Raw genomic sequence first — 21,499 nt, 5'->3', positions numbered from 1 at the left:
ATCACTCAATACATCTATCGCGTCAAATCCAACATTATGACGAGTCTGTTGATATTGTTTACCCGGATTTCCAAGTCCTACAATGACATACATAATTACTCCTTATTTACACTGTTTTTTAGCACATCAATTATACCATAAAAAAAGCCCGACAATTATTAAATTGTCAGGCTTTTTAAAGATTCAATTTTTAAAGCATCATTAAATTTTAAATTTAGAGATTTCACGGTTAAGCAACGTTGCGAGTTCATTAAGCTTCTCAGCAGACTTTGCAACTTCTTCAATTGCAAATACCTGTTGATCCATGGTCGCGTTCATTTGTTGTGACGCTGCAGCTGTTTCTTCACTCACTGCTGAAATACTCTCTATCGACTCAACAATATTGTTTTTGTCTTTATTAAGCTCTTCAACAGATACAGAAATTCGCTTAATGCCTTTGTTAATTTCATTGATTGCCACCGAAATTTCATCAAACTGATCATTTACGTCATATACAGCTTGAGATTGTTCTTTAGAAATCGTTTGAACTTCAGTCATACTTGAAACCGTTTTATTACTATCGCTTTGGATGTTAACAACGATCTCTCTGATTTCTTCTGTTGATCTTGCAGATTCCTCAGCAAGCTTTCTGATTTCCTCAGCAACAACAGCAAAGCCCCTTCCAAATTCACCAGCTCTTGCCGCTTCAATCGAAGCATTTAAAGCAAGGAGGTTTGTTTGTTCAGAAATAGATGAAATTGTATTTAAGATATTACCAATATATTGTGTTTTTCCATTTAAAGAATTGATTGCTTCACTGATTTTCGCATTTGCTTCATCATTCAGTTTCGTTTTTTCTCTCAATTGATGAATTGAAGTTAAGCCTTTTTCATTTGCATCTAATACTTTTGTAGACGCTTCAAGCATTTCACTTGTGTTGCTGTTAAGGGCTTCAAATTTATGAGCAAGTTCATTTACATACATTGCACCCTTTTCTGCATCAGATGCTTGTTCTTGAGCACCCTTAGAGATGTCAGCAACACTTCTCGAGATTTCGTCTACCGAAGCACTAGTCTCTTCCGAAGTAGCTGCAAGGTTTTCAGCAGCATAACTCACTTCTTGAGTGACACCTTGAACATTTTTGATCATATTACCAATACTCTCAAAGGCATCTGCCATGTAGTCTGCAAGATGATGAATTTCATCGTTTGAGTGTACCGTTGCAACTGCTGTTAAGTCACCACTTTGAGCTTGTTCCATAACACCAACGATTTTCTTGATATTATTGGCAATTTTTGTAGTTGAGAAGAAGATGATCACAAGTGATACGGCTAATATTGCAAGACCATAGAGAACGATGGTCCATGTGATTGCTGCGATGTCTTCAACGATTTCACTTTCATAGAATGTTGCGACGATAAACCAATTAACTTTTTCGATCGGTTCAATCAATGCAAGTTTAGTGCTTTTCTTGCCATTGTCGTCAAATGAATATTTTATAATTTCTTGACTACCCGATTTTAATGCTTCGTCAATTTCAGGTACTGGAATTTCCTTACCGATTAAATCTGGATTAGGCGACGTCATGGTCAAGAAGTTACCATCAACAAGTGCCGGATAACCTGTCTTACCGATCGTAATAGAGTTTACCATTTCGGATAATCTATCTAGGCTTAAGTCAATCCCAATTACGCCCACAAGTCTGTTATTTTTGTCTGTAACCTGTGCTGTACATGTTACAACAAGCGCACTTGTATTTGCATCTACATAGGGCTGTGTCCATACGACTTCAGTGGTAGCCAAGGCATCCTTATACCAAGGTCTCACTCTAGGATCATAACCATCTGGCAAATCAGTTGCTGGTCTCATGATCATCTCGCCACTTGTCGTCCCCATATACATAAACATAATATCTGGATACAATTCCATTACACTATCAATATAATCTTCTAATCTCTTTAAATCCATAGTTGAGCCATCATATCCAGCAAACTCATCTGATTTGATTGCCGATGCAACCAGTCCTTCATACTCGGATAAAAAGCCCTCTATCGCAAGTTCAGTTGACTTTGATAGTTCTCTTGCCGTCCCCTCAAAGTTTGTTGTTAATACATTCTTCGATATTAAAAATACCGAAACGTTAAGTGTTGCCACCCCAATAATTAAAATCAAACTCATAATCAAAATAAATTTCAATTTGATTGAGCTGCGGCCTTTTGCTTTTTTTGTTTTATTCCCTTTAGCCATGTTTAACCCTCCTGTTTTTGACATCCCCTAATATTTTTGCAACTTATAGCCCTAGTAATATTATATCATCGTTATTACCCATTTCACAATCTAACATTACATTTTTTTAATAAAAGGACCAGACTTTTTTTAAGTCTGGTCCTAATTTAGAACTATTTATGTGATATTTTCCCAATGTCGATTTTGTTTTATATCATCCTATTTAATCAAACAACTTACTTACAGAGTCATTATTAAAGATTCTTCTAATGGCTTCTGCAAAGATTGGTGCAACTGATAAAAGCGTAATATTATCGAGGCTTCTTAATTCTGGAGAAAGATTAATGGTATCGAGTACAACCAATTCCTTGATGACAGATTTCTTGATACGATCTAGGGCTGGTCCTGAAAAAACGCCATGTGTACAACATGCGTAGATATCCTTTGCCCCCATATCCTTTAAGGCTTGAGCAGCATTTACGATTGTACCTGCTGTATCAATCATATCATCTATCAAAATGACATTTTTGTCTTTGATATCACCAATGATATTCATAATTTCTGATACATTTGCCTCTGGTCTTCTCTTATCGACTATGGCAATAGGTGCATCCAATTTGTAAGAGAAATCACGTGTTCTTGTAACACTTCCGAGGTCTGGCGATACGACGACTAAGTCTTCAATATTCTTTGTCTTAAAGTATTCCGCTAAAATTGGTACCCCTCTTAAATGATCTAATGGGATGTCAAAATAGCCCTGAATTTGGGATGCATGTAAATCCATCGTTAAAACGCGGTCAGCACCTGCAGCAACAATTAGATTTGCAACAAGCTTTGCCGAAATCGGATCTCTCGCTTTTGCTTTTCTATCTTGTCTTGCGTAACCGTAGTACGGAATCACAGCTGTAATTCTACCAGCAGACGCTCTTTTTAAAGCATCTATCGTGATTAGAAGTTCCATTAAATAGTCATTCACATGTGGTAATGAAAACGATTGTACAACATAAACGTCCACGCCCCTTACGGTTTCGTTGATGTTTACTGAAATTTCACCATCACTGAATGTTTTTACAACACTGTCACCTAAAGGTAAACCCAGTTCACCACAAATTGCTTTTGCAAGCTCTTGGTTGGCATTACCAGAAAAAACCTTTATTTTTCTGCCCCTTGTATGCATTGCTTCCTCCTAAACCTTCTTTTGATATTTACTAGACCAATTGGTCTTAATCACTTGTCTACCTCGTGCAATAGCTAGAGCCCCTTCTGGTACATCTTCTGTTATGGTAGAGCCAGCAGCAACATATGCACCTTTGCCAACCTTTACTGGAGCCACTAGGTTAGTATTGCACCCGATAAAGGCATCATCCTCGACCTGAGTAAGATGTTTTTTCTGGCCATCATAGTTTACAAAGACAACGCCACAACCTACATTGACATTTGTACCCACCTCACCATCACCAATATAAGATAAGTGAGATACCTTAGAATGATCGCCGACCCTGCTGTTTTTCACTTCAACAAAATCGCCAATTTTAACATGTTTGCCTATATCTGATTTTGGTCTTAAATACGCATAAGGTCCAATGGCTGAATCATCGTCCACACATGAATCCACTATGGTTGAATGCTTTACACTTACGCCACTATTGATTTTAGAGTTTTTAATATCTGCACTTGGTCCAATAATGCAATTTTCACCGATAATCGTACTGCCTTGTAAAATACTATTCGGATAGATTACTGTATCTCTACCAATCTGTACATCTGCTTCTATATATATGCTTGATGGCGAAATCATAGTGACACCTTCAAGCATCCAATTTTTCTTAATCTTCTTTTGCATGTACTCATCTGCAATTGAGAGATTTAATCGATCATTGATGCCCATAACTTCATAATCGTCCTCAGCTACCATGACCCCAATTTTACCATCATTCTTTAAAATAAGCTCAAATACATCTGTTAAATAGTATTCATTTTGCTCGTTGTTATTTTCAAGTTGCTTTAATAAACGCTTCAAAACAGGCGCTTTCGCAATAATAATACCTGAGTTGATCTCCTTAATTTTTAGTTCCTCTGCTGATGCATCCTTATGCTCAACGATTTTCTCAAAGCCCTTTTGACCCCTAACAATTCTCCCATAGCCACTTGGATCGTCAATGATCGTCGACAAGACAGTCGCATCGTTATTTTCAGTTTGATGAAGCTCGACAAGTGCATTGATGGTTTCTTTCGACAACAAAGGCACATCGCCAAATAATACAAGAATATGACCCTCATGAATATAATCATCAGCCATCATAACCGCATGTCCTGTCCCTAATTGAACATTTTGTTCAACAAATACAACTGGAGCAGTTTCAAGCTGTGCCTTTACTTGCGCTTTGCCATGCCCAACGACACATACAATTTGCTCACTATTGACCGCTTGAGCCAGTCTTATCACATGTTCTACCATCGGCTTTCCAGAAACCTTGTGTAATACTTTAGGCAAATTTGATTTCATACGCTTGCCATGCCCAGCAGCAAGAATCACAGTCGTTAATTTTTGCATTATTCATCAACTCCATATCTGATTGATTTTACCACGCAAGATTATATCACTTTTACACAAAAAACTAAACATGTATTAAGAAAATTTGAAAAAAAGTTCGTAAAATTGCATAAAAATCATAGTGACTGACCTAGCAATTCATACATTCTCATGCTTTAATCAAGGTGTGGATCTTACAGCTTAAAAAAGAACAAAAAAAAGAAACCCCCAAAGGGTTTCTTAATCATTTATATACTCGGCTTCTTCATCTGTTAGTAATTTTGCTTTTTCATATTCAGCAAATATTATATCTTGAATCATAGAACGTGTTTCTTGATTAATCGGATGTGCTATATCTCTATAATCAGATTCCCCAACCTTACGACTCGGCATTGCCACGAACAACCCATTTTGTCCTTCAATCACCTTGATGTCATGTACCACAAATGCGTCATCAAAAGTTAAAGAAACGACTGCTTTCATTTTACCTTCTTCTCTTAATTTACGAATTCTCACGTCTGTAATATTCATCGATTTATTTCCCCCTAATTTTGCTGTGTAAAGGAAGTATTCTATACAGATTTCAAAATTCCTTCTTTTTTTTCGTAAAATATTAATTTTTTTTAATTATTTGGGGTTCTTTAAAGTTTTTCGTAGTTTGGATGCACAATAATCTCGTTTTGAGCGTCGATACCTTCAAATTTAATCAAGGACAAATAATCTGATACGAGCTTCTGTGATGGTGAAATCGTGTCCATTAAAACACAAACCCCAGCAACTTTACACTCCAGCTCTTCCACTAACTGAATCATTCCCTTTGCTGTGCCGCCCGCCTTCATGAAGTCATCTACAATCAAAACTTTAGACTCCTTTTTGATGGCATTTTTAGCGATGTACATGGTTTGAAGCTTACCCGTTGATCCAGAGATGAAGTTAATGCTGATCTTAGAACCCTCAGTCACCTTGTTTTCATGTCTTGCGATTACCAATGGGACATTTAGACCTCTAGCGGTCATCATTGCAATTGGAATGCCTTTTGTTTCGACCGTTAAAACATAATCCACTTGATTACTCTCATCTGAGTACTTCTCTGCAAAGATATCGCCAATCCCCTTTGTATAGGTTGGATTATAAAGGATATCCGCCATATACAAGTAGCGTCCTGGCATGATTCGTTCTGGTTTTTTAATATCGTCGCATATTTTTTCAATTAACGTTGTCTTTTCTTCTTTACCCATCATGGGCACATACTTTGCACCGCCAGCAGCACCAGCTAGGGTTACAACCCTGCCAAGTGATAGCTCTTCCATAATTTTCTTAACGATGACTAAATCTTCACTAATTGTGGATTTTGCTGAATTAAACATATTTGTAAAGTAGTTCAAAGTAAAAACTTTATTAGGTGAATCACATAATATTTTAACGATTGCACCAATTCTTTCGTTTCTTTTTAATTTACTCACTTCATCACACTCCGAATATTCATAATCTATATTTCTAATTTTATTCGTTTTTTTGCCGGACTTCAATCCCTTTTTATTTTTTTCTTTCATGTTTTTAAAAATATGGTATAATCATAATGTCTTTTGTTCAAAAAGGCGCACTAAAATACCGAGGTGAAATATGATAGATATGAGTAGCATCCGAACCATTCACTTAATTGGAATTGGCGGGGTCAGTGTAAGTGCAATCGCAGAAATTTTACACACCAATGGCTATGAAATAAGCGGTTCTGATATGTCGTCATCTCCGACAACTGAAGCACTTCAAAAAAAGGGTTTTAAAATATACATCGGGCATTCTGCCGATAATATAGATAAAGTAGATCTTGTAGTATATACGTCAGCGGTTGGCGATGATAATCCAGAACTCGCTAAAGCTATGTCTTTAGGAATTCCATGCCTTAGTAGGGCTGAAATGCTGGGACAAATCATGCTTGGCTATGAAAATAGTATTGCGATTTCTGGAACTCACGGTAAGACGACAACCACTTCTATGATCACAAGATTACTCAACGACACAAATTTCGACCCCACTGCTCTTGTTGGTGGTTTTTTTGCAGATATTGAGAGTAATGTTCGCATTGGTAACAGCCAACTCTTTATCACCGAGGCCTGTGAATATAAAGAAAGCTTTTTGTCATTCTTTCCAAAAGTCGGCATCATATTAAACGTTGATGAGGATCATTTGGATTATTATAGAGATCTTGACCACATCATAAGTGCTTTTGTGAAATTCACAGGGAATATTCACGAAGAGGGTGTCTTGATCTTAAATGGTGATGACTATAACAGTAAGAAAATCAAACCCTATTATAAGGGCAGATTGGTGACCTTTGGTTTAAGCTCTGATTGCGACTTCTGTGCTAAAAATCTTGTCTATAACAGTTCTGGACTTCCAACTTTCGATCTCTTTTTCAAGGATCAAAAAAAGGCGCAAATTACCCTTGCCATCCCTGGGCAACACAACGTTTATAATGCACTTGCTGCAATTGCAGCAGCATATGAATACACTCAAGATTTCGATTTAATCAGTAGCCGTCTAAGCACCTTTAAAAATGCTAAGCGTCGTTTTGAAAAAGTTGGAGAAGTTAAGGGCATTACAGTAATTGATGATTATGCACATCATCCTAGTGAAATCAAGGCAACGCTTGAGGCCACAAGCCGAATAGAGGCCATTCATAAGCTTTACTGTATATTCCAGCCTCATACGTACTCCAGAACTAAGGAACTCCTACATGAATTTGCTGGTTCTTTTAAAAATGCTGATGAAGTGCTTTTAACCAATATCTATGCTGCTCGTGAAGTGGATCATGGCGAGATTCATTCTAAGGATTTGTTGGGAAAACTTCTCGAAGAAGGCATAAACGCCCACTTTTTTGAAACCTTTGATGAGATTGTTGACTACCTTGAATCAAAGTGCCAAGATAAAGACCTTGTAATGACAGTCGGGGCAGGAGATGTATACAAAATCGGTACAATGTTTGTAGACAAACTCAATGCATAAATCATGTTCTTAATTTTCATATTCTATAATCATTTAAAGCCAAAACCTTGTTTTGCGTTACCATTCTCATCTAAACGCCTTTAGCATCTTGAAATTCTTGCTCAAAGCTGGATGATAACTAATGATCTGAAAAAAGAAAGCGACCATACATTTGTATAGTCGCTTTTATTATACGTTTATTTCTCTAAACTAGTTGTTTGAATCCGTATTTTCAACGGTTACATTAGTATCAAACCCATAAATTTTCATCAATGTCGATTCTAGTGATGCAGGATCATGAATCCAATAATCGAGACCATTAATTCTTTCGTCATGGCCTTCAACTGTATAGAATGAAATTTGTTCACCTTGCATACCTGCTGCTTTAACCGCATAGCCAAGTGCATCTTCAATGGTCATGTCCGTTTTTACATAATTACTGTTGATGATTGTATTGATAACAGATGGCAATTGTGCACTCAGTGCTTTTTTGATCATAGAATTCACAAAGGCTTGTTGTCTAGGAATTCTCTGAACATCACCTTCACTGATTTTTCCGTCATTGCTCTTTCTGAATCTTAAAAACTTGACTGTATCTGCTCCATTTAAGGTCTGAAGTCCCGCTTTAAAGTGAATGTGTAATTCTGGGTGGGCATATATATCATCGTAGTCCATATCAAACGGAACCTTTACTTGATAACCGCCCAACACGTCTACAACAGCTTCAACGGCTTTAAAATCAACCTTAACGTAATAATCAATCGGTACACCTAAAAACTCTGATAGGTATTTCTTCATACCGTTTACGCCACCGACTTCTTTCATGCCATATACCGCATTCATTTTTTTATATCCTGGTCCTTCAAAACCCTCGACATAATGATAAGTGTCTCTGGGAATTGATAATATATCTAATTTTTGTTGGTCTGGATCAAAACTGATTAACATCATCGTGTCCGCTAGAGAATCATTCAATCCAAAAGCAATGACATTGACTCTGTTTGAACTATCTGCTATCTTTTGCAGTTCAGTTCGGTTGTCTTCTTCAACAGGTGGCTCAACTTTTACAACGGTTTCTTGATCTGTTGGCGTTTTTTCCACTGTTGGGGCTTTGCTGCTGTTATTACCTTGATTTTTTTCAATTGCAAAGAAAATACCAGCAATTACCGTTGTGAAACATAAAAAAGAGATAACAAATAGTTTGATGTAAAACTTCATATTGAGTTTCCTTTCATTATAATATCTACTCTATTGTAACATAATAAGAAAGGCAACCATTTTACATTTATGTTACATACGGATAGTGTCTTTAGTACTGGTAAAAGCCAAACCCTGTTTTTCTTCCCAAACGGCCTGCTCTTACCATTTTTCTCAAATATGGATGCGGTCTATATTTAGAATCCTTGAACTCATCATATAAAACTTCCATAATGGCTAAGTTAACATCATTTCCAATCAAATCTGCTAGCGCCAAAGGGCCTATCGGATGATTTGCGCCAAGCATCATCGCTTTATCAATGTCTTCAGCCGTCGCCACACCATCTGCTAAAATACCAACAGCTTCGTTGATCATCGGAATTAAAATTCTATTCACCACAAACCCTGGGGCTTCCTCTACCTTAACGGGATCTTTACCAACATGTGTAGAGAGCTTGTAAACCACCTCATAAGTTTCGTCCGAAGTTGCAATCCCCTTAATGATCTCAACGAGCTTCATTACTGGTACTGGATTGAAAAAGTGCATGCCGATAATTTTATCAGGTCTATTTGTCACTGCAGCAATTTCAGTGATGGATAATGATGATGTATTCGTTGCAAGTATCGCATTAGGCTTAACAACTTTGTCAAGTTCTTCAAAAATTTTCTTTTTAATTGCCATATTTTCAGTTGCAGCTTCTATAATAAAATCGCAATCCACAAGCGCATTAACATCCGCTGTTTTTTGTATTCTACCAAGGCTTGCAATCTTGTCTTCTTCACTTAGTTTACCCTTTGCAACAAGTTTATCATAGGCTTTTTCAATGCCTTTAAAACCCCTGTTCAAAGCCTCTTCATTTAGATCACGCATCACAACATCAAAGCCATTTTGTGCAAAAATTTGAACGATCCCAGCGCCCATAGTTCCTGCACCCAAAATACCGATTTTCATAATCATTCCTCCTAATTTAAAATCCTTTTACTTGTTTTGGAAGGTTGCTTTTTCTTTGTTTAGAAAAGCTTTCATGCCATCTTTTTGATCTTGTGTGGCAAAACACATTCCAAATAGTGTCGCTTCAACCTCATTGCCCTCTTCAATTGAGACATTCGCGCCAATATCTATTGCTTTCTTTGAATACTTTACTGCCAGTGGTGCTTGCGCCGCAATCATTTCAGCAGTTTCAAGCGCAACATCCAAGACATTGTCAGATGTAATGCCGTTGATCAAACCAATCTTTTCAGCATGCTCAGCATCAATCATTCGGCCTGTGTAAATTAGCTCTTTGGCTTTAGAAATACCCACAACTCTCGGAAGTCTTTGAGTGCCAGCAAATCCTGGTGTTATGCCTAGAGAAACTTCTGGTTGACCAAACTTAGCCTTTTCATGACCATATCTCAAATCACAACTTAAGGCAAACTCAAGTCCACCACCTAGCGCAAAACCGTTAATGGCAGCTATAGTGACTTTCTCCATTTTCTCAACTGCTCTAAAAACGCTTTGTCCCAGCCTTCCAAAACGTCGACCATCTTCAGCATTGAGCGATGCCATTGCCTTGATGTCTGCACCGGCTATAAAGGCCTTTCCTGCACCTGTAAAAATAACCACTGACAGTTCAACGTCCTTTTCTAATTCTTCAATCAAAGCTTTGAGTTCATGAAGTGTTTCCTCGTTCAAGGCATTTAATGCACTTGGTCTGTTAAAGGTAACAATCCCTATTTGTTCCCTTTTTTCAAATAATATGTTTTCCATATCTTTTCACCTTCCCTCTGTTTAAGCTTTATATCAATGAAGCATGGCTTCGATGATAAACCCTATTACCAACATTTCAATTGCAATAATTGTCGGGTAAAGCCCTCTAAAAGCTTCTTTATCCGATTGATCATCAAGATGTTTTTCAGATGGGTCTGATAAACCCGTCTCCTCTTTATCGACTAGGTCTTCATAACGATTTTGTGTGAAGAATAAAAATCTTTTCTTAGGGGATCCTATAAAGCCATAAGCGGCCACCAACATTGCAACACATGCACCTGCAAGTACCAATACGTAAGCCCCCTGTATGAAACCCTTTTTTAAGACGAGACCTATTAGCCCCCCTATGAGTGCAAAACCAGCTGAGTAAAGAATACCTCTAACCACTGCCTTGACCAAAACTTCTATCAACGCCTTCATTAAATCGCCCCCTTAAAACTCATATTTCATGAAGATTGTTGCATATCCCAATAGGATAACACCACAAACTACGAAAATATCAGCAACATTAAAAATCGGGAAATTAATAAATTTAAACTCAAAAAAATCGACTACAAAATTCAATCTTGCTCGATCTATAAAATTACCAATCGCACCTGCAATAATCATAACATAGGATAATTTGACAATCAGGGGATCATTGACCTTGATTGCTTTTGTCATCATTCCCAATAAAGCCATAATAATGAGTAATGTAACAATAATCAGTAGCAATTGCTTATCTCTAAGGATACTAAATGCCGCACCTGTGTTTTCAGTATAATGAAAGCCCAAGAAACCCGGTATGAAATCCATGTTTCTCTGAGGCATCAAATATGTGACTGCCCAATATTTTGTGACTTGATCCACTGCTACAGCAGCCAGTATCATTAAAAAGTAAATCATAACACCTCCTATTGTAATGGGGAGACAAGTCTACCCAACGCTTCCAAAAACTTATATCTAAATTTCCTCTTTTTAAATTGCTCCAAGGAATATTCATTACACTCCTTCAAATCTCTAACGAAGTCCTCTTCAAGTCTAATGATTGTCGGTACATCATAGATAAAGGCATTGACTTCAAAATTGATTTCAAGTGATCTGATATCCAAATTGGTTGTTCCCACCGTTGCAGATAATCGGTCCGCTATGATAATCTTTGAATGAATAAAGCCATTCTTGTACTGATATATTTTAACCCCTGCCTCAAGCAAGGATTCAATATTGGATTGTGATGACCAGTACACGAAAAAGTGATCGGGTTGCGAAGGAATAATAATACGTACATCAACCCCACTTAAAGCAGCCGTCTTAAGCCCCATCATTAGGCTCTCCTCAGGTACGAGATAAGGGGTTGTAATCCATATTTTATCCGTTGCTGATGCCATCATCTTGTAGAAGGCCTGCAATATAGCCTGCCATTCTGAATCAGGTCCTGAAGCAACAACCTGCATCAAGGCTTGTTTATGGATGGTGTGCTCTGGGAAGAAGTCAGCCCCATCGATGATTTGCTTTGATACATAATTCCAATCATTTAAAAAGATGGTTTGAAGTGCGTATACAGCTTCACCCTTGATCTCCAAATGAGTATCCCGCCAAAAATTGAACTTGTCAGACTTACCAAGGTATTCATCGCCAATATTTAAACCACCAACAAATCCGACAATACCATCTACCACGACAATTTTTCGATGATTTCTATAATTTAAATCTCTTGAAAAAAGTGGAAAAGCCACTGGAAAGAAAGGAAAAATCTCAACCCCAGCTTTTTTTAGACTGTCTATATAGTAATTTGACAATCTAAAAGAACCAACTGCGTCATAGATAACCCTAACTTTAACGCCTTGTTTGGCTTTCTCAATGAGGAGACGTCTGATTTCATTACCGATTTGGTCATCCTTGATGATGAAATACTCAATGTGAATATGTTCCTTGGCACGCTCAATACACCCGATCAAACGATTGAATTTACTCATGCCATTGGTCAAAACGTTGATTTCATTGTTTAATGAAAATGGTGCTTTGGCATTGTTTAAGATCAATTGCATCAACCGTTTGTTGTGTGGGTTAGAACTGTTAGGCAGTTCAATATAATCAATTAAGCCCTGTTGTACTTTGGCCGCATGTGATAAACGATCCGAGTCCGCCAAGTGTTTATTTTTGGCAAGGTACTTTTTACGATAGCTTCTGCCAAACAGAATATAGCACAGGAAGCCCAGTAGTGGAATTAGGGTCAATACAAGCAACCAGGCCACTGTACGTGCAGGATTTTTATTTTCAAGAAAGATAACGATGGCAATCCATAAAATATTAATTCTAAATAGCCAATACAGTATATTGAAGGCTATTTCAACATAGATATTCTGTTCAACATTCTGTGACAGCCAATAGTAGCCAAACCAAATAAAAGCGGTTATAAACGAAATACCTATGATTATTAAAATTCTTTTTATGAGCCTTTCCACGAATACCCCTCCTTTTGAGCGGGTTGAAGATTAAGATTATTTTCTGAATTTTGCTTCCACGCGGTAAATATGAAACCCCTTTTTTGAGAATTTCTCTTCATATTCCGTCATGATATTATCTGGGTCATTTTTAGAATGTAAGTCTAAAGCAATATTTTGCATGATCATGTCTAGGGCACAAAATTCATTGAGTGAAAATTCAAATAGGGCTTGATTGTCCGTCTTAAAATGAATCCACCCTTCATCTTTTAGAACAGTTTGATATTTTTTCATGAAATCTCTATAAGTTAGACGTCTTTTGTAATGTCTCTTCTTTGGCCAAGGATCACTGAAATTCAAGTATATTCTTGAAAGCTCCTGATCTTCAAAAAATGTATTCACCTCATTGAGATCAATCATAATCATTTTTAAGTTAGGCAATCTCACTTTATCTGCTCTTTGAGCGGCTTTTAAGATGACTTCTGTGATGACGTCTACCATTATGAAATTAATCTCAGGATATCTTTTGGCCATCTCTATAATAAAGCGACCCTTGCCACCACCAAACTCAGCATGAATCTCATGATCATTGCCGAATACCTCTTGCCATTTTCCCTTTTTACTTTCAGGGTCTGCTATAAATACTTGGTCATATGTGATTAGTTCTTCATATGCACCTTTAACTCTTCTTACTCTCACTTTACACACCTCTTATTCAATCTCTATTATAGCAAATTCAAATCAAAAGAACATCCTCAAAAAAAGATGTTCTTCTTATCATTACACTTCTGTAAACATTTTGGGGTTGTCACTCCATTTTAAGAGCGTATCTTTACTACTTTCGTCTACATAATTTTTTTCCACTGCGATTGGTAAAAGCGTTTTATAATCCGTAAGGGTTTCAAAAGCAACCCCCTTACTGTTAAACACTTCATCAACCACAGCAAAGTTGTAGCTAAAGATTGCCAAGACACTTAAAACATCCGCACCTTCTTCAATCAGCGCTTCACATGCCTTCATTGAACTGCCGCCAGTCGAAAGTAAGTCCTCAATTAAAACCACTTTGCTACCTGGTTTTAAATAACCTTCAATTTGTTTGCCCTTACCATGTCCCTTTGGATTACTTCTTACGTAAACCATTGGCAAATCCAAAATTTGAGCAACCCATGCTGCATGTGGGATACCAGCAGTAGCTGTCCCCGCAATCACTTCGACATCTTTGTACTTGTCTCTGATCATATCTGCAAAACCGTTTGCAATTAAGTTTCTTACTTTTGGAAAGCTAATGGTCATCCTATTATCGCAGTATACAGGTGATTTAATGCCCGATACCCATGTGAACAATTGATCTTCCCCAACAATTGAAACCGCTTTAATGTCTAGTAGTGCTTCAGCAACTTGCCTTGAAATCATTTCTGCCTCCTATAATCACCTTTATTTATTCAAAGGCACCCTCTGAATAATTATTTTTAGAATTCCATAACAAGAATTCATGAATGCCATTATCTTCTAATGCTTTAATTTGAGCTTCAACCTCTTTAGCACCGTAAGGAATATAACCCTTTACCCACCTTGCCGTAAAATCTTGTATCCAAGGTCTTATACGCCCTGGGGTCAAGACATTGGAATTGCGATCAAATGCATCCTTAAGGGATCTGTCTATCGTCTCATAGGGAAATGCATCTGGAACAGACAGGCCAAAATTATTTGGACCATAGTGACTTGGATACATCATCGGACAAATATAGTCCACTACATTAGTAACCGCTTCCCAGTGTTGACCAATGCCAACATCGTTGATGGAAGTTGCCGCCCATCCGAATACATCTGCTGCAATATAGACCTGATATGGTCTAAGTTCTTCATATGCTTTGGTTATAAACTTTTGAATGGTCGATGTCTGGGATTCGTTTTCTGTATTGCGGTAATCAATACGGTCCTTGTTTGAAATAGCAGGGAACCTTACATAGTCAAATTGGATTTCATTGAAGCCCCATTCTGCCGCTTCTTTAGCAATTCCAATATTGTAATCCCAGAGTTCTCTGTTATGAGCAGATGCCCAAATGAGACCATCAGCATCACTATAGAGATTGGATGTCCCTTTGTAGACAATTGCCTTATCTGGATTGGATTTCGCATAAATCGGCGATTTGAAAGTAACGATTCTGGCGATTAAATAAATATCATGTGCCTTCAACTTATCCATAAAGGCTTGCATGTCTTTTATATAAACTTTCTCGTTAGCACGTGGATTAAGCTGATTGGCTGTTTCTGAATAAAACAAGAGAAAACCATTATCATCCTTGACATCGATTACAAGGGCATTTAGGTCTGTCTTGTCTAGCAAGTCAATAAGCTCATCCAGTTTACTTGTAGTTGCTGAGTTCCCAGTCATATAGACCCCTTTTACGGTCACTGGTGGATTGTCTATAAAATCAGGATTTTTATTAAATGCAGAATAATCAGCATCATCATAAGGTCTAGCGATTAGTTCCATCGGCGTTTTTACAAGCTGATCGAATGAGATATAACCAAGTTCATTGCCATCAAATTGATCCGCAACTTTAACATAGGTAGTATTACCAGCATCATCTTGAATGTATTCCAAAGCAAAAACTGAAGTTTTAGGTGTAAGTGTGTTTAGTGTCTGCTTATCTTCACCTGTTTGGTCATAGACACTTGCACCTTTTTTACCTGTATAGTAAGTATTTTCTTCAATCAATTTTTTATTGGCTTCCGCCTTTAATCTTGCTTCTTCTTCAGCTTTGAGTCGTGCTTCTTCTTCAGCTTTGATTCTCGCTTCCTCTTCAGCCTTTCTCTGAGCTTCTTCTGCTTCTAGTCTTGCCACTTCGGCCGCTCTTGCTTCTTCTTCTAATCTCAACTTCGTTTCAGCCGCTTCAACTTTTTTGTTTTCCACATAAATAGTGTATTGGTTGATGCTAAAAGCACCTACCAATACAGCTATGATTAATATAAGGCTAAATATCATTATTTTTTTATATTTCATTTATTTCTCCTAATGGCAATTACCAGTTGTCTTTTATTAATCTACGACGATGATCATCGTCTCATTTAATTTAACCCAATTGTAGAGGAACTCAGCATGCGAGGTAGGGTTTCTTACACATTTGTGGGATAAAGGTACGGTTCCCAACGTGTATGAATACTCTATCAAACCTGGATCAATTGGCGATCCAACACGTTTTTCTTCATAAACAGCCTCTTGAACCAAGGTGCCCTTTTCATCATATTGGGCTTCTTTGACGAGCTCCTTAACGGTATTCCACTTGTAGTTCACTGGAAAGCCATGTAAGTACGCGCCACCATTAAATCGAATGGCATAAGGCGCATAGCCGTCAAGCTCTTTAGTAACATCATCTAAATACAAGAATTTATCTTTCTTTTGAATTGCGGCATATGTTCCAGGAACAGTTGGTTCCTTAAACTCTGCTTCCATACCAGTCGTTGCGTATGATAGTGATTTAAGGACCCATATACCATCTTCAAGTTGATAGCTGCTGATATTTTGGTTTTTAATATCCACGAATATGGTTTGATTAATTTGTTTCACTTGATTTTGGAAGGATAAATATTTTTTTGGAATATAACCTTCCGAATCATGGTCAAAGACATGAACTTTATAATAGCCATTCTCTGCACCAAGTACATCCACCACTAGTCCATCAGGTAAATATCTAAACTCACTGCCACTGTTTGGCAATTGGTATAGAGGTGCGGACTGGTCTCTTTGATTCCCAAAGGCATCAAAGTTTTGTCCCTTATAACTCGGCGGATAACCATTGGCATTTTTATAGTTATTTATTTTTGCCATATTGTCGTGATCCTTGAAATAGTTCACGAGCTCATCGATTTTATCCTTTGCTAAATCGAGTCTAAAGGATCTAAATCTAACGATCTTTGAATACACATAGCCTGTTTTGATTTCATTCTTTTCATACCAATAGAGGCGATACCATTCATCACTGTCCGACGTTTTAAAATACTGGCCTCTCACTTTTTCAAAGACATTCATTTTACCATAAAAACCGAGTTGTTTAATTACAGGACTACTCGTGTCTGGTTTTTGTCTGATGTTAACGGCATTGCTTACCGCCACAACATAGAAATAACCAATATTGTATTGATTATACTCAATGTTCTCCACATCGACACCCTCTGGTTTTGTAAAAGAATATGATTCTAAGAGTTCCAAACCTTCATTGTTCAATCGAACAGGCTCAGGTTTATCAACATTTTCTAAATTTGTCTCTACATTTGAATCGCCCTCAGTATTATTCTGCGATTCAGTCGCTGTGGTTTCAACACTTGGGATTGTTTCACCAACATCATCTGTTAACATTCCATGTCCTGCGAACCCGATGTTTAAATTAAAGACCAAGACCACCGCGAACACAAATGAAATCATTCTGAATTTTCTATCTGTCATATAATCCCCTTCTCTGTTTTTAAGCCTTCTTTTTTCGTATTTCCAATCATTTGTCTCTATCAATATTGTACCAAAATTAAGGATTAAAAACCATCACGGAACCTTTAATTTTTCATTACAACTAGATTGCATATTTTGCCAAGTCCTTCGATTTCACATTCGACAAGATCTCCGTCAGCAAGGTATTTAGGCGGATTAAAGCCCATGCCCACGCCAGAAGGTGTTCCTGTAATCATTACATCTCCTGGAATCAAGGTTGTGCCTTTTGAGAAATCCGATATCAGTGTTTCAATCGGAAAAATCAAGGCATCTGTAAGCCCTTTTTGTCTGAGTTCACCATTTACCTTGCAGCGAATATCAAGGCTAGGTGGGAATTCAATTTCATCTGCAGTAACGATGTAGGGTCCCATGGCTGTAAAATCATCCAAAGACTTACCGCGATGCCATTGAACATGCTTTACTTGTAAATCTCTTGCGGACAAGTCATTAAATACAGCATAACCGAAGATCACGTCTTTCACATCAGATGCGTTTACATTTTTGCAGGTCTTCTTTATGATCAATCCAAGCTCAACTTCATAGTCTACTTGATTTGTGACACTGATATCAATATTTATAGGCTCTTCTGGCCCCAACACACGATGTGCCATCTTTGAAAAATAAATAGGTTCTTGTGGAATACCAGACAAATTCGTCGTTTTTCCATCGAGCTCTTTGGCGTGGTCCAAATAGTTTTTCCCAACACAAATTATATTTCTAACGGGCTTGGGTATCGGCGCTAAAAAGATGACTTCATCAACAGAGATTCCCTCTATCGAATCCATCCTTTTATGTATTTCCTGCTTGATATCATCCCAGTTTTCAACCAATTCATTAAAAGCATCTATTTGTATTCCTAAAATAGAGTTCAATGGATAGACCCTTTCGTTTTGGATAATACAGTACCCTAATTTTTCTTCATCCCTCATACAATTTCCGATTTTCATTAGACCTCCTTATCGCACTGTTTTTCTAAAATCCTTGCAAGAATATCAAGTCACTAACATTATCTTATTTGTAAAGTAAAAATACAAGAATATTTCAAATATATTTTCTGTTTTTTAGGGTACAATATAAATAATCGAAGAAAAAGTTGGAGGTCAATATGAAAATAACATTCTTAGGCGCTGCTGGTCATGTAACCGGCTCCATGTATCTCGTTGAAACTGAACAGTATCGTTTTTTAATAGACTGCGGACAATTTCAAGGCACCCTCACTGAGGAACAGCTCAATTACAATCTATTTGAGTTTGACCCCAAATCACTTGATTTTATGATTCTTTCACACGCTCATGTGGACCATTCTGGCAGAATACCACTGCTGGTCAAAAAGGGCTTTACTGGCAAGATCTACTGTACTTATCCAACCATGTATCTAGCAGATATCCTCTTGAGAGACTCTGGTAAAATACATGAGTCTGAGACCGAGTGGGAGAATAAAAAACGTGAACGTGCTGGACTTGAAAAGGTCCAACCGCTCTTCAGTGAAGATGATGCAGTAGAAGCCATACAGTATCTTTATCCCCTCGAATATAAACAATCCGTGGCCATAAGCGATGAACTATCCTTCCAATTGGTTAACGCTGGTCACCTCCTAGGATCAGCATCCGTCATCATTGATTTCAAAGAAGATGGCCAAGACAAGCGCATCGTATTTTCCGGTGATCTTGGCAACAGCACTAACTTCCTTCAAGAAAATCCAGATACCATTGAAAGTGCTACATTCTTGGTGGTTGAATCCACTTATGGCAACCGACTTCATCAAGATATTGATATCAGAACAGATAAACTTGTAGATATCATACTAGACGCCTATGAAGAGGGAGGCACTGTGATTATTCCATCATTTGCAGTTGGCCGTACCCAGGAAATTATTTTTGAGCTTAACCACTATATCCGGACCCATGATACTGACAAAAGCGCCACCCTTGATCGCATTCCAATTTATGTTGATTCACCCTTGGCACTTGATGCGACTTCCATCTACTCAAAAAGCAGTCACTATATGAGCGAACTCATCAAAAGTTATGGGGAAAGTCCCTTTATTTTAAAAAATCTTCACTTGATCAACTCAAACGAAGAATCCATAGCCCTAAACAAGGACCATTCACCAAAAGTAATCATTTCGGCAAGTGGCATGTGTGAAGCTGGACGAATTAAGCATCACTTAAAGCATAATCTATGGCGACCTTCAACACATGTTGTCTTTATTGGCTACCAGGCCGAAGAAACCCTTGGTAGGGCCATTAAGGATGGTGTAAAAAAAGTGCGTATCTTGGATGAAGATATCGCCATCAAAGCCCATATTCATTCTATTACAGGTTTTTCGGGTCATGCAGATCTCAATCACCTGCTCGCATGGGTAAACCCTATTATGGGACTCGAAAAGATTTTTGTAACTCATGGTGAATTTGAGGCTTCACATTATTTCAAGGATGAGCTGACAAAAATTAAAGATTGTGAAATTGTCATCCCAGAACTCAATGATGCGTTTGAAATCTAAGTCAAAAACAAAAGGCATATGCATGAACATAAATGTTCACTGCATATGCCTTATTAATTTGCCCCTATTTTGAGCTGTTCTTTCTTTTACCGATCGTCAATAACAATCCAAGTGCCATCGATAAAAAGGCTGCTACAAGGACTCTATACTCTCCTGGGAGCAAGAATGTAATCGTATGTGCTGGAATCCAGAAAAATGGAATCGTTTTAAAAAGCACAAAAGAAATAAAACCATTCCAATCGATCTTATCTATAACTTGCTTAGAAGTCGGCTTAGCAATGCCTTCACCAAATTTTAGGTCAAGGTAGGTGTCCGTGTATCTGTGGAAAGCCATCATTGTCGGTGCAAAAGTCAAGTTCATCCAAAAACTTGTGAAGAAGGCAAATGCAATTGTACTTCCCTTTCCAAAGAGATAGCCTTTTTCAAGCGCTGCCATGGTGCCATTTGCAAAAATTTGAAAGATCAATGTAATGATGATTCCTAAAAAGCCCCAAATAATCGCCCTGTAAATAAAACCTGGTGCTTTTTTAAAATACCCAAGGTTCAAACGAACCACTAACATTTCACCCATTGTCGCTAATAATGCAAATTTAAAGAAGCCGCCAATGTATGGATGAGCACTTGTGAAACTCATGAAAACACTATGTGTTGGCTCCAATGACACAAAAGCCACAAACAAAGCAAGTATGACGCCCCAAATTATATCGCCTTTTTTCAAAATAACCCTCCTAATAATATCATAATAATGACTACACCTCTTATTATAGACGTAAAAAAGCAGCAATTCAACAAAATTAATAAAGTTTAAAATTTTTGTTGAACTACCTGCTTTTTATATTTGTTATCGATCTTACTGATAAGATGTCACTGATGGCTCATTCGATTAATCTTGTGAATCGCGAATGTGTTCATCCTTAAGAAAATATTTGGAAGCCAATTCATTAGTCGCAGAGAGCTTGAAGTTTAGTTTGTCAATTAACATCAATAAGAACTTATTTCCCAAAACAGGGTTTTCCTCAATCATATGTTCAAGCTCACTTTGCTTCATCTCGAGAACTTCTGTATACTCTTCTGCAATCGCATCCACAAAATGAAATTCATTGACCAAAGTTGTTTCACCCAATAAACCTTGGGTTGCCACATGACCTAAAACGATTTCTTCATTGTTGTCGTCACGCTTTGCAATTCTAATACAACCCTTGAGAATGATATAAAATGCCTCGTTGACGTCACCAGTTCTAAAGAGAATCTGATTTTCCTTATAGCGTCTGGTGGAGACGATGTCAATAATTCGCTCCAGTTCCTTATCGGTGAAAATATTAAAGAAGGAAATGGCATTTAAGGACGCCTTAATCTCCATACGGTCAACTGTTACTATTTTCTCAATTTCTTGCGCTGCCTTTTGTCTTGTTAAATT

At 37.5% G+C, this 21,499-nt stretch carries 20 protein-coding genes and 1 pseudogene; 2 read left to right on the top strand and 19 right to left on the bottom strand.

The window, feature by feature from the left end; translation table 11 throughout:
* From AC220I_RS06805 to purR, 6 genes and pseudogenes are all read right to left on the bottom strand, one after another.
* Positions 1-93: pseudogene (locus tag AC220I_RS06805) on the bottom strand (aminoacyl-tRNA hydrolase); the annotation flags it as partial.
* Positions 94-201: 108 nt separating this feature from the next.
* Entirely contained in the window at positions 202-2,226 is a 2,025-nt protein-coding gene (locus AC220I_RS06800; protein ID WP_486723060.1) for a methyl-accepting chemotaxis protein, read from the bottom strand.
* Positions 2,227-2,428: 202 nt separating this feature from the next.
* Entirely contained in the window at positions 2,429-3,382 is a 954-nt protein-coding gene (locus AC220I_RS06795) for a ribose-phosphate diphosphokinase (RefSeq protein ID WP_486723059.1), read from the bottom strand.
* A gap of 9 nt (positions 3,383-3,391) precedes the next feature.
* A complete protein-coding gene (glmU, locus tag AC220I_RS06790; RefSeq protein WP_486723058.1) occupies positions 3,392-4,759 on the bottom strand; it encodes a bifunctional UDP-N-acetylglucosamine diphosphorylase/glucosamine-1-phosphate N-acetyltransferase GlmU in 1,368 nt (455 codons plus the stop codon).
* 219 nt (positions 4,760-4,978) lie between these two features.
* Positions 4,979-5,269 (bottom strand): septation regulator SpoVG, encoded by a 291-nt coding sequence (gene spoVG, locus AC220I_RS06785; RefSeq protein ID WP_486723057.1) that lies wholly within the window; start codon positions 5,267-5,269, stop codon positions 4,979-4,981.
* 110 nt (positions 5,270-5,379) lie between these two features.
* The gene (purR, locus tag AC220I_RS06780) at positions 5,380-6,291 is read right to left on the bottom strand and encodes a pur operon repressor (protein ID WP_486723056.1); all 912 of its coding nucleotides are present in this window, start codon (positions 6,289-6,291) and stop codon (positions 5,380-5,382) included.
* Positions 6,292-6,361: 70 nt separating this feature from the next.
* On the opposite strand from purR, the gene murC reads away from it, so the two are divergent.
* Complete coding sequence (murC, locus tag AC220I_RS06775) at positions 6,362-7,744, top strand: UDP-N-acetylmuramate--L-alanine ligase (RefSeq protein ID WP_486723055.1); 1,383 nt, start codon at positions 6,362-6,364, stop codon at positions 7,742-7,744.
* A 189-nt stretch (positions 7,745-7,933) separates the two neighbouring features.
* On the opposite strand, the gene AC220I_RS06770 is transcribed toward murC, so the two are convergent.
* The 11 genes from AC220I_RS06770 to AC220I_RS06720 form a co-directional block, all read right to left on the bottom strand.
* Positions 7,934-8,941: an LCP family protein gene (locus tag AC220I_RS06770; protein WP_486723054.1), complete on the bottom strand. Its 1,008-nt coding sequence runs from the start codon at positions 8,939-8,941 to the stop codon at positions 7,934-7,936.
* Positions 8,942-9,032: 91 nt separating this feature from the next.
* Positions 9,033-9,872, bottom strand: a complete 840-nt coding sequence (locus AC220I_RS06765; protein WP_486723053.1) for a 3-hydroxybutyryl-CoA dehydrogenase — start codon at positions 9,870-9,872, stop codon at positions 9,033-9,035.
* A 27-nt stretch (positions 9,873-9,899) separates the two neighbouring features.
* Complete coding sequence (locus AC220I_RS06760; RefSeq protein WP_486723052.1) at positions 9,900-10,670, bottom strand: enoyl-CoA hydratase-related protein; 771 nt, start codon at positions 10,668-10,670, stop codon at positions 9,900-9,902.
* Positions 10,671-10,703: 33 nt separating this feature from the next.
* A complete protein-coding gene (locus AC220I_RS06755; protein ID WP_486723051.1) occupies positions 10,704-11,090 on the bottom strand; it encodes a hypothetical protein in 387 nt (128 codons plus the stop codon).
* Positions 11,091-11,102: 12 nt separating this feature from the next.
* Positions 11,103-11,555, bottom strand: coding sequence for a signal peptidase II (gene lspA, locus AC220I_RS06750; RefSeq protein WP_486723050.1), 453 nt, complete (start codon positions 11,553-11,555; stop codon positions 11,103-11,105).
* 8 nt (positions 11,556-11,563) lie between these two features.
* The gene (gene cls / locus AC220I_RS06745) at positions 11,564-13,114 is read right to left on the bottom strand and encodes a cardiolipin synthase (protein ID WP_486723049.1); all 1,551 of its coding nucleotides are present in this window, start codon (positions 13,112-13,114) and stop codon (positions 11,564-11,566) included.
* A 36-nt stretch (positions 13,115-13,150) separates the two neighbouring features.
* Positions 13,151-13,792 (bottom strand): tRNA (guanosine(46)-N7)-methyltransferase TrmB, encoded by a 642-nt coding sequence (gene trmB / locus AC220I_RS06740; protein WP_486723048.1) that lies wholly within the window; start codon positions 13,790-13,792, stop codon positions 13,151-13,153.
* An 81-nt stretch (positions 13,793-13,873) separates the two neighbouring features.
* A complete protein-coding gene (gene pyrE, locus AC220I_RS06735) occupies positions 13,874-14,506 on the bottom strand; it encodes an orotate phosphoribosyltransferase (RefSeq protein WP_486723047.1) in 633 nt (210 codons plus the stop codon).
* A gap of 25 nt (positions 14,507-14,531) precedes the next feature.
* A complete protein-coding gene (locus AC220I_RS06730) occupies positions 14,532-16,100 on the bottom strand; it encodes a putative glycoside hydrolase (RefSeq protein WP_486723046.1) in 1,569 nt (522 codons plus the stop codon).
* Between the two features lie 36 nt (positions 16,101-16,136).
* Positions 16,137-17,540 (bottom strand): L,D-transpeptidase family protein, encoded by a 1,404-nt coding sequence (locus AC220I_RS06725; RefSeq protein ID WP_486723045.1) that lies wholly within the window; start codon positions 17,538-17,540, stop codon positions 16,137-16,139.
* 104 nt (positions 17,541-17,644) lie between these two features.
* Positions 17,645-18,526, bottom strand: a complete 882-nt coding sequence (locus tag AC220I_RS06720) for a fumarylacetoacetate hydrolase family protein (protein WP_486723044.1) — start codon at positions 18,524-18,526, stop codon at positions 17,645-17,647.
* Between the two features lie 158 nt (positions 18,527-18,684).
* Here AC220I_RS06720 and AC220I_RS06715 point away from each other — a divergent pair, with 158 nt between their 5' ends.
* Positions 18,685-20,082 (top strand): MBL fold metallo-hydrolase, encoded by a 1,398-nt coding sequence (locus tag AC220I_RS06715; RefSeq protein WP_486723043.1) that lies wholly within the window; start codon positions 18,685-18,687, stop codon positions 20,080-20,082.
* A gap of 64 nt (positions 20,083-20,146) precedes the next feature.
* Here the strand turns inward: AC220I_RS06715 and AC220I_RS06710 are convergent, their stop codons facing one another.
* A complete protein-coding gene (locus tag AC220I_RS06710; RefSeq protein WP_486723042.1) occupies positions 20,147-20,800 on the bottom strand; it encodes a hypothetical protein in 654 nt (217 codons plus the stop codon).
* Between the two features lie 165 nt (positions 20,801-20,965).
* On the bottom strand, positions 20,966-21,499 hold a 534-nt coding region (locus AC220I_RS06705), incomplete at its 5' end, for a Crp/Fnr family transcriptional regulator (protein WP_486723041.1).

The organism is Fusibacter sp. (assembly GCF_057447755.1).
The sequence above is the reverse complement of the archived record's forward strand: the minus strand, read 5'-3'. Positions and strand labels throughout refer to the sequence as shown.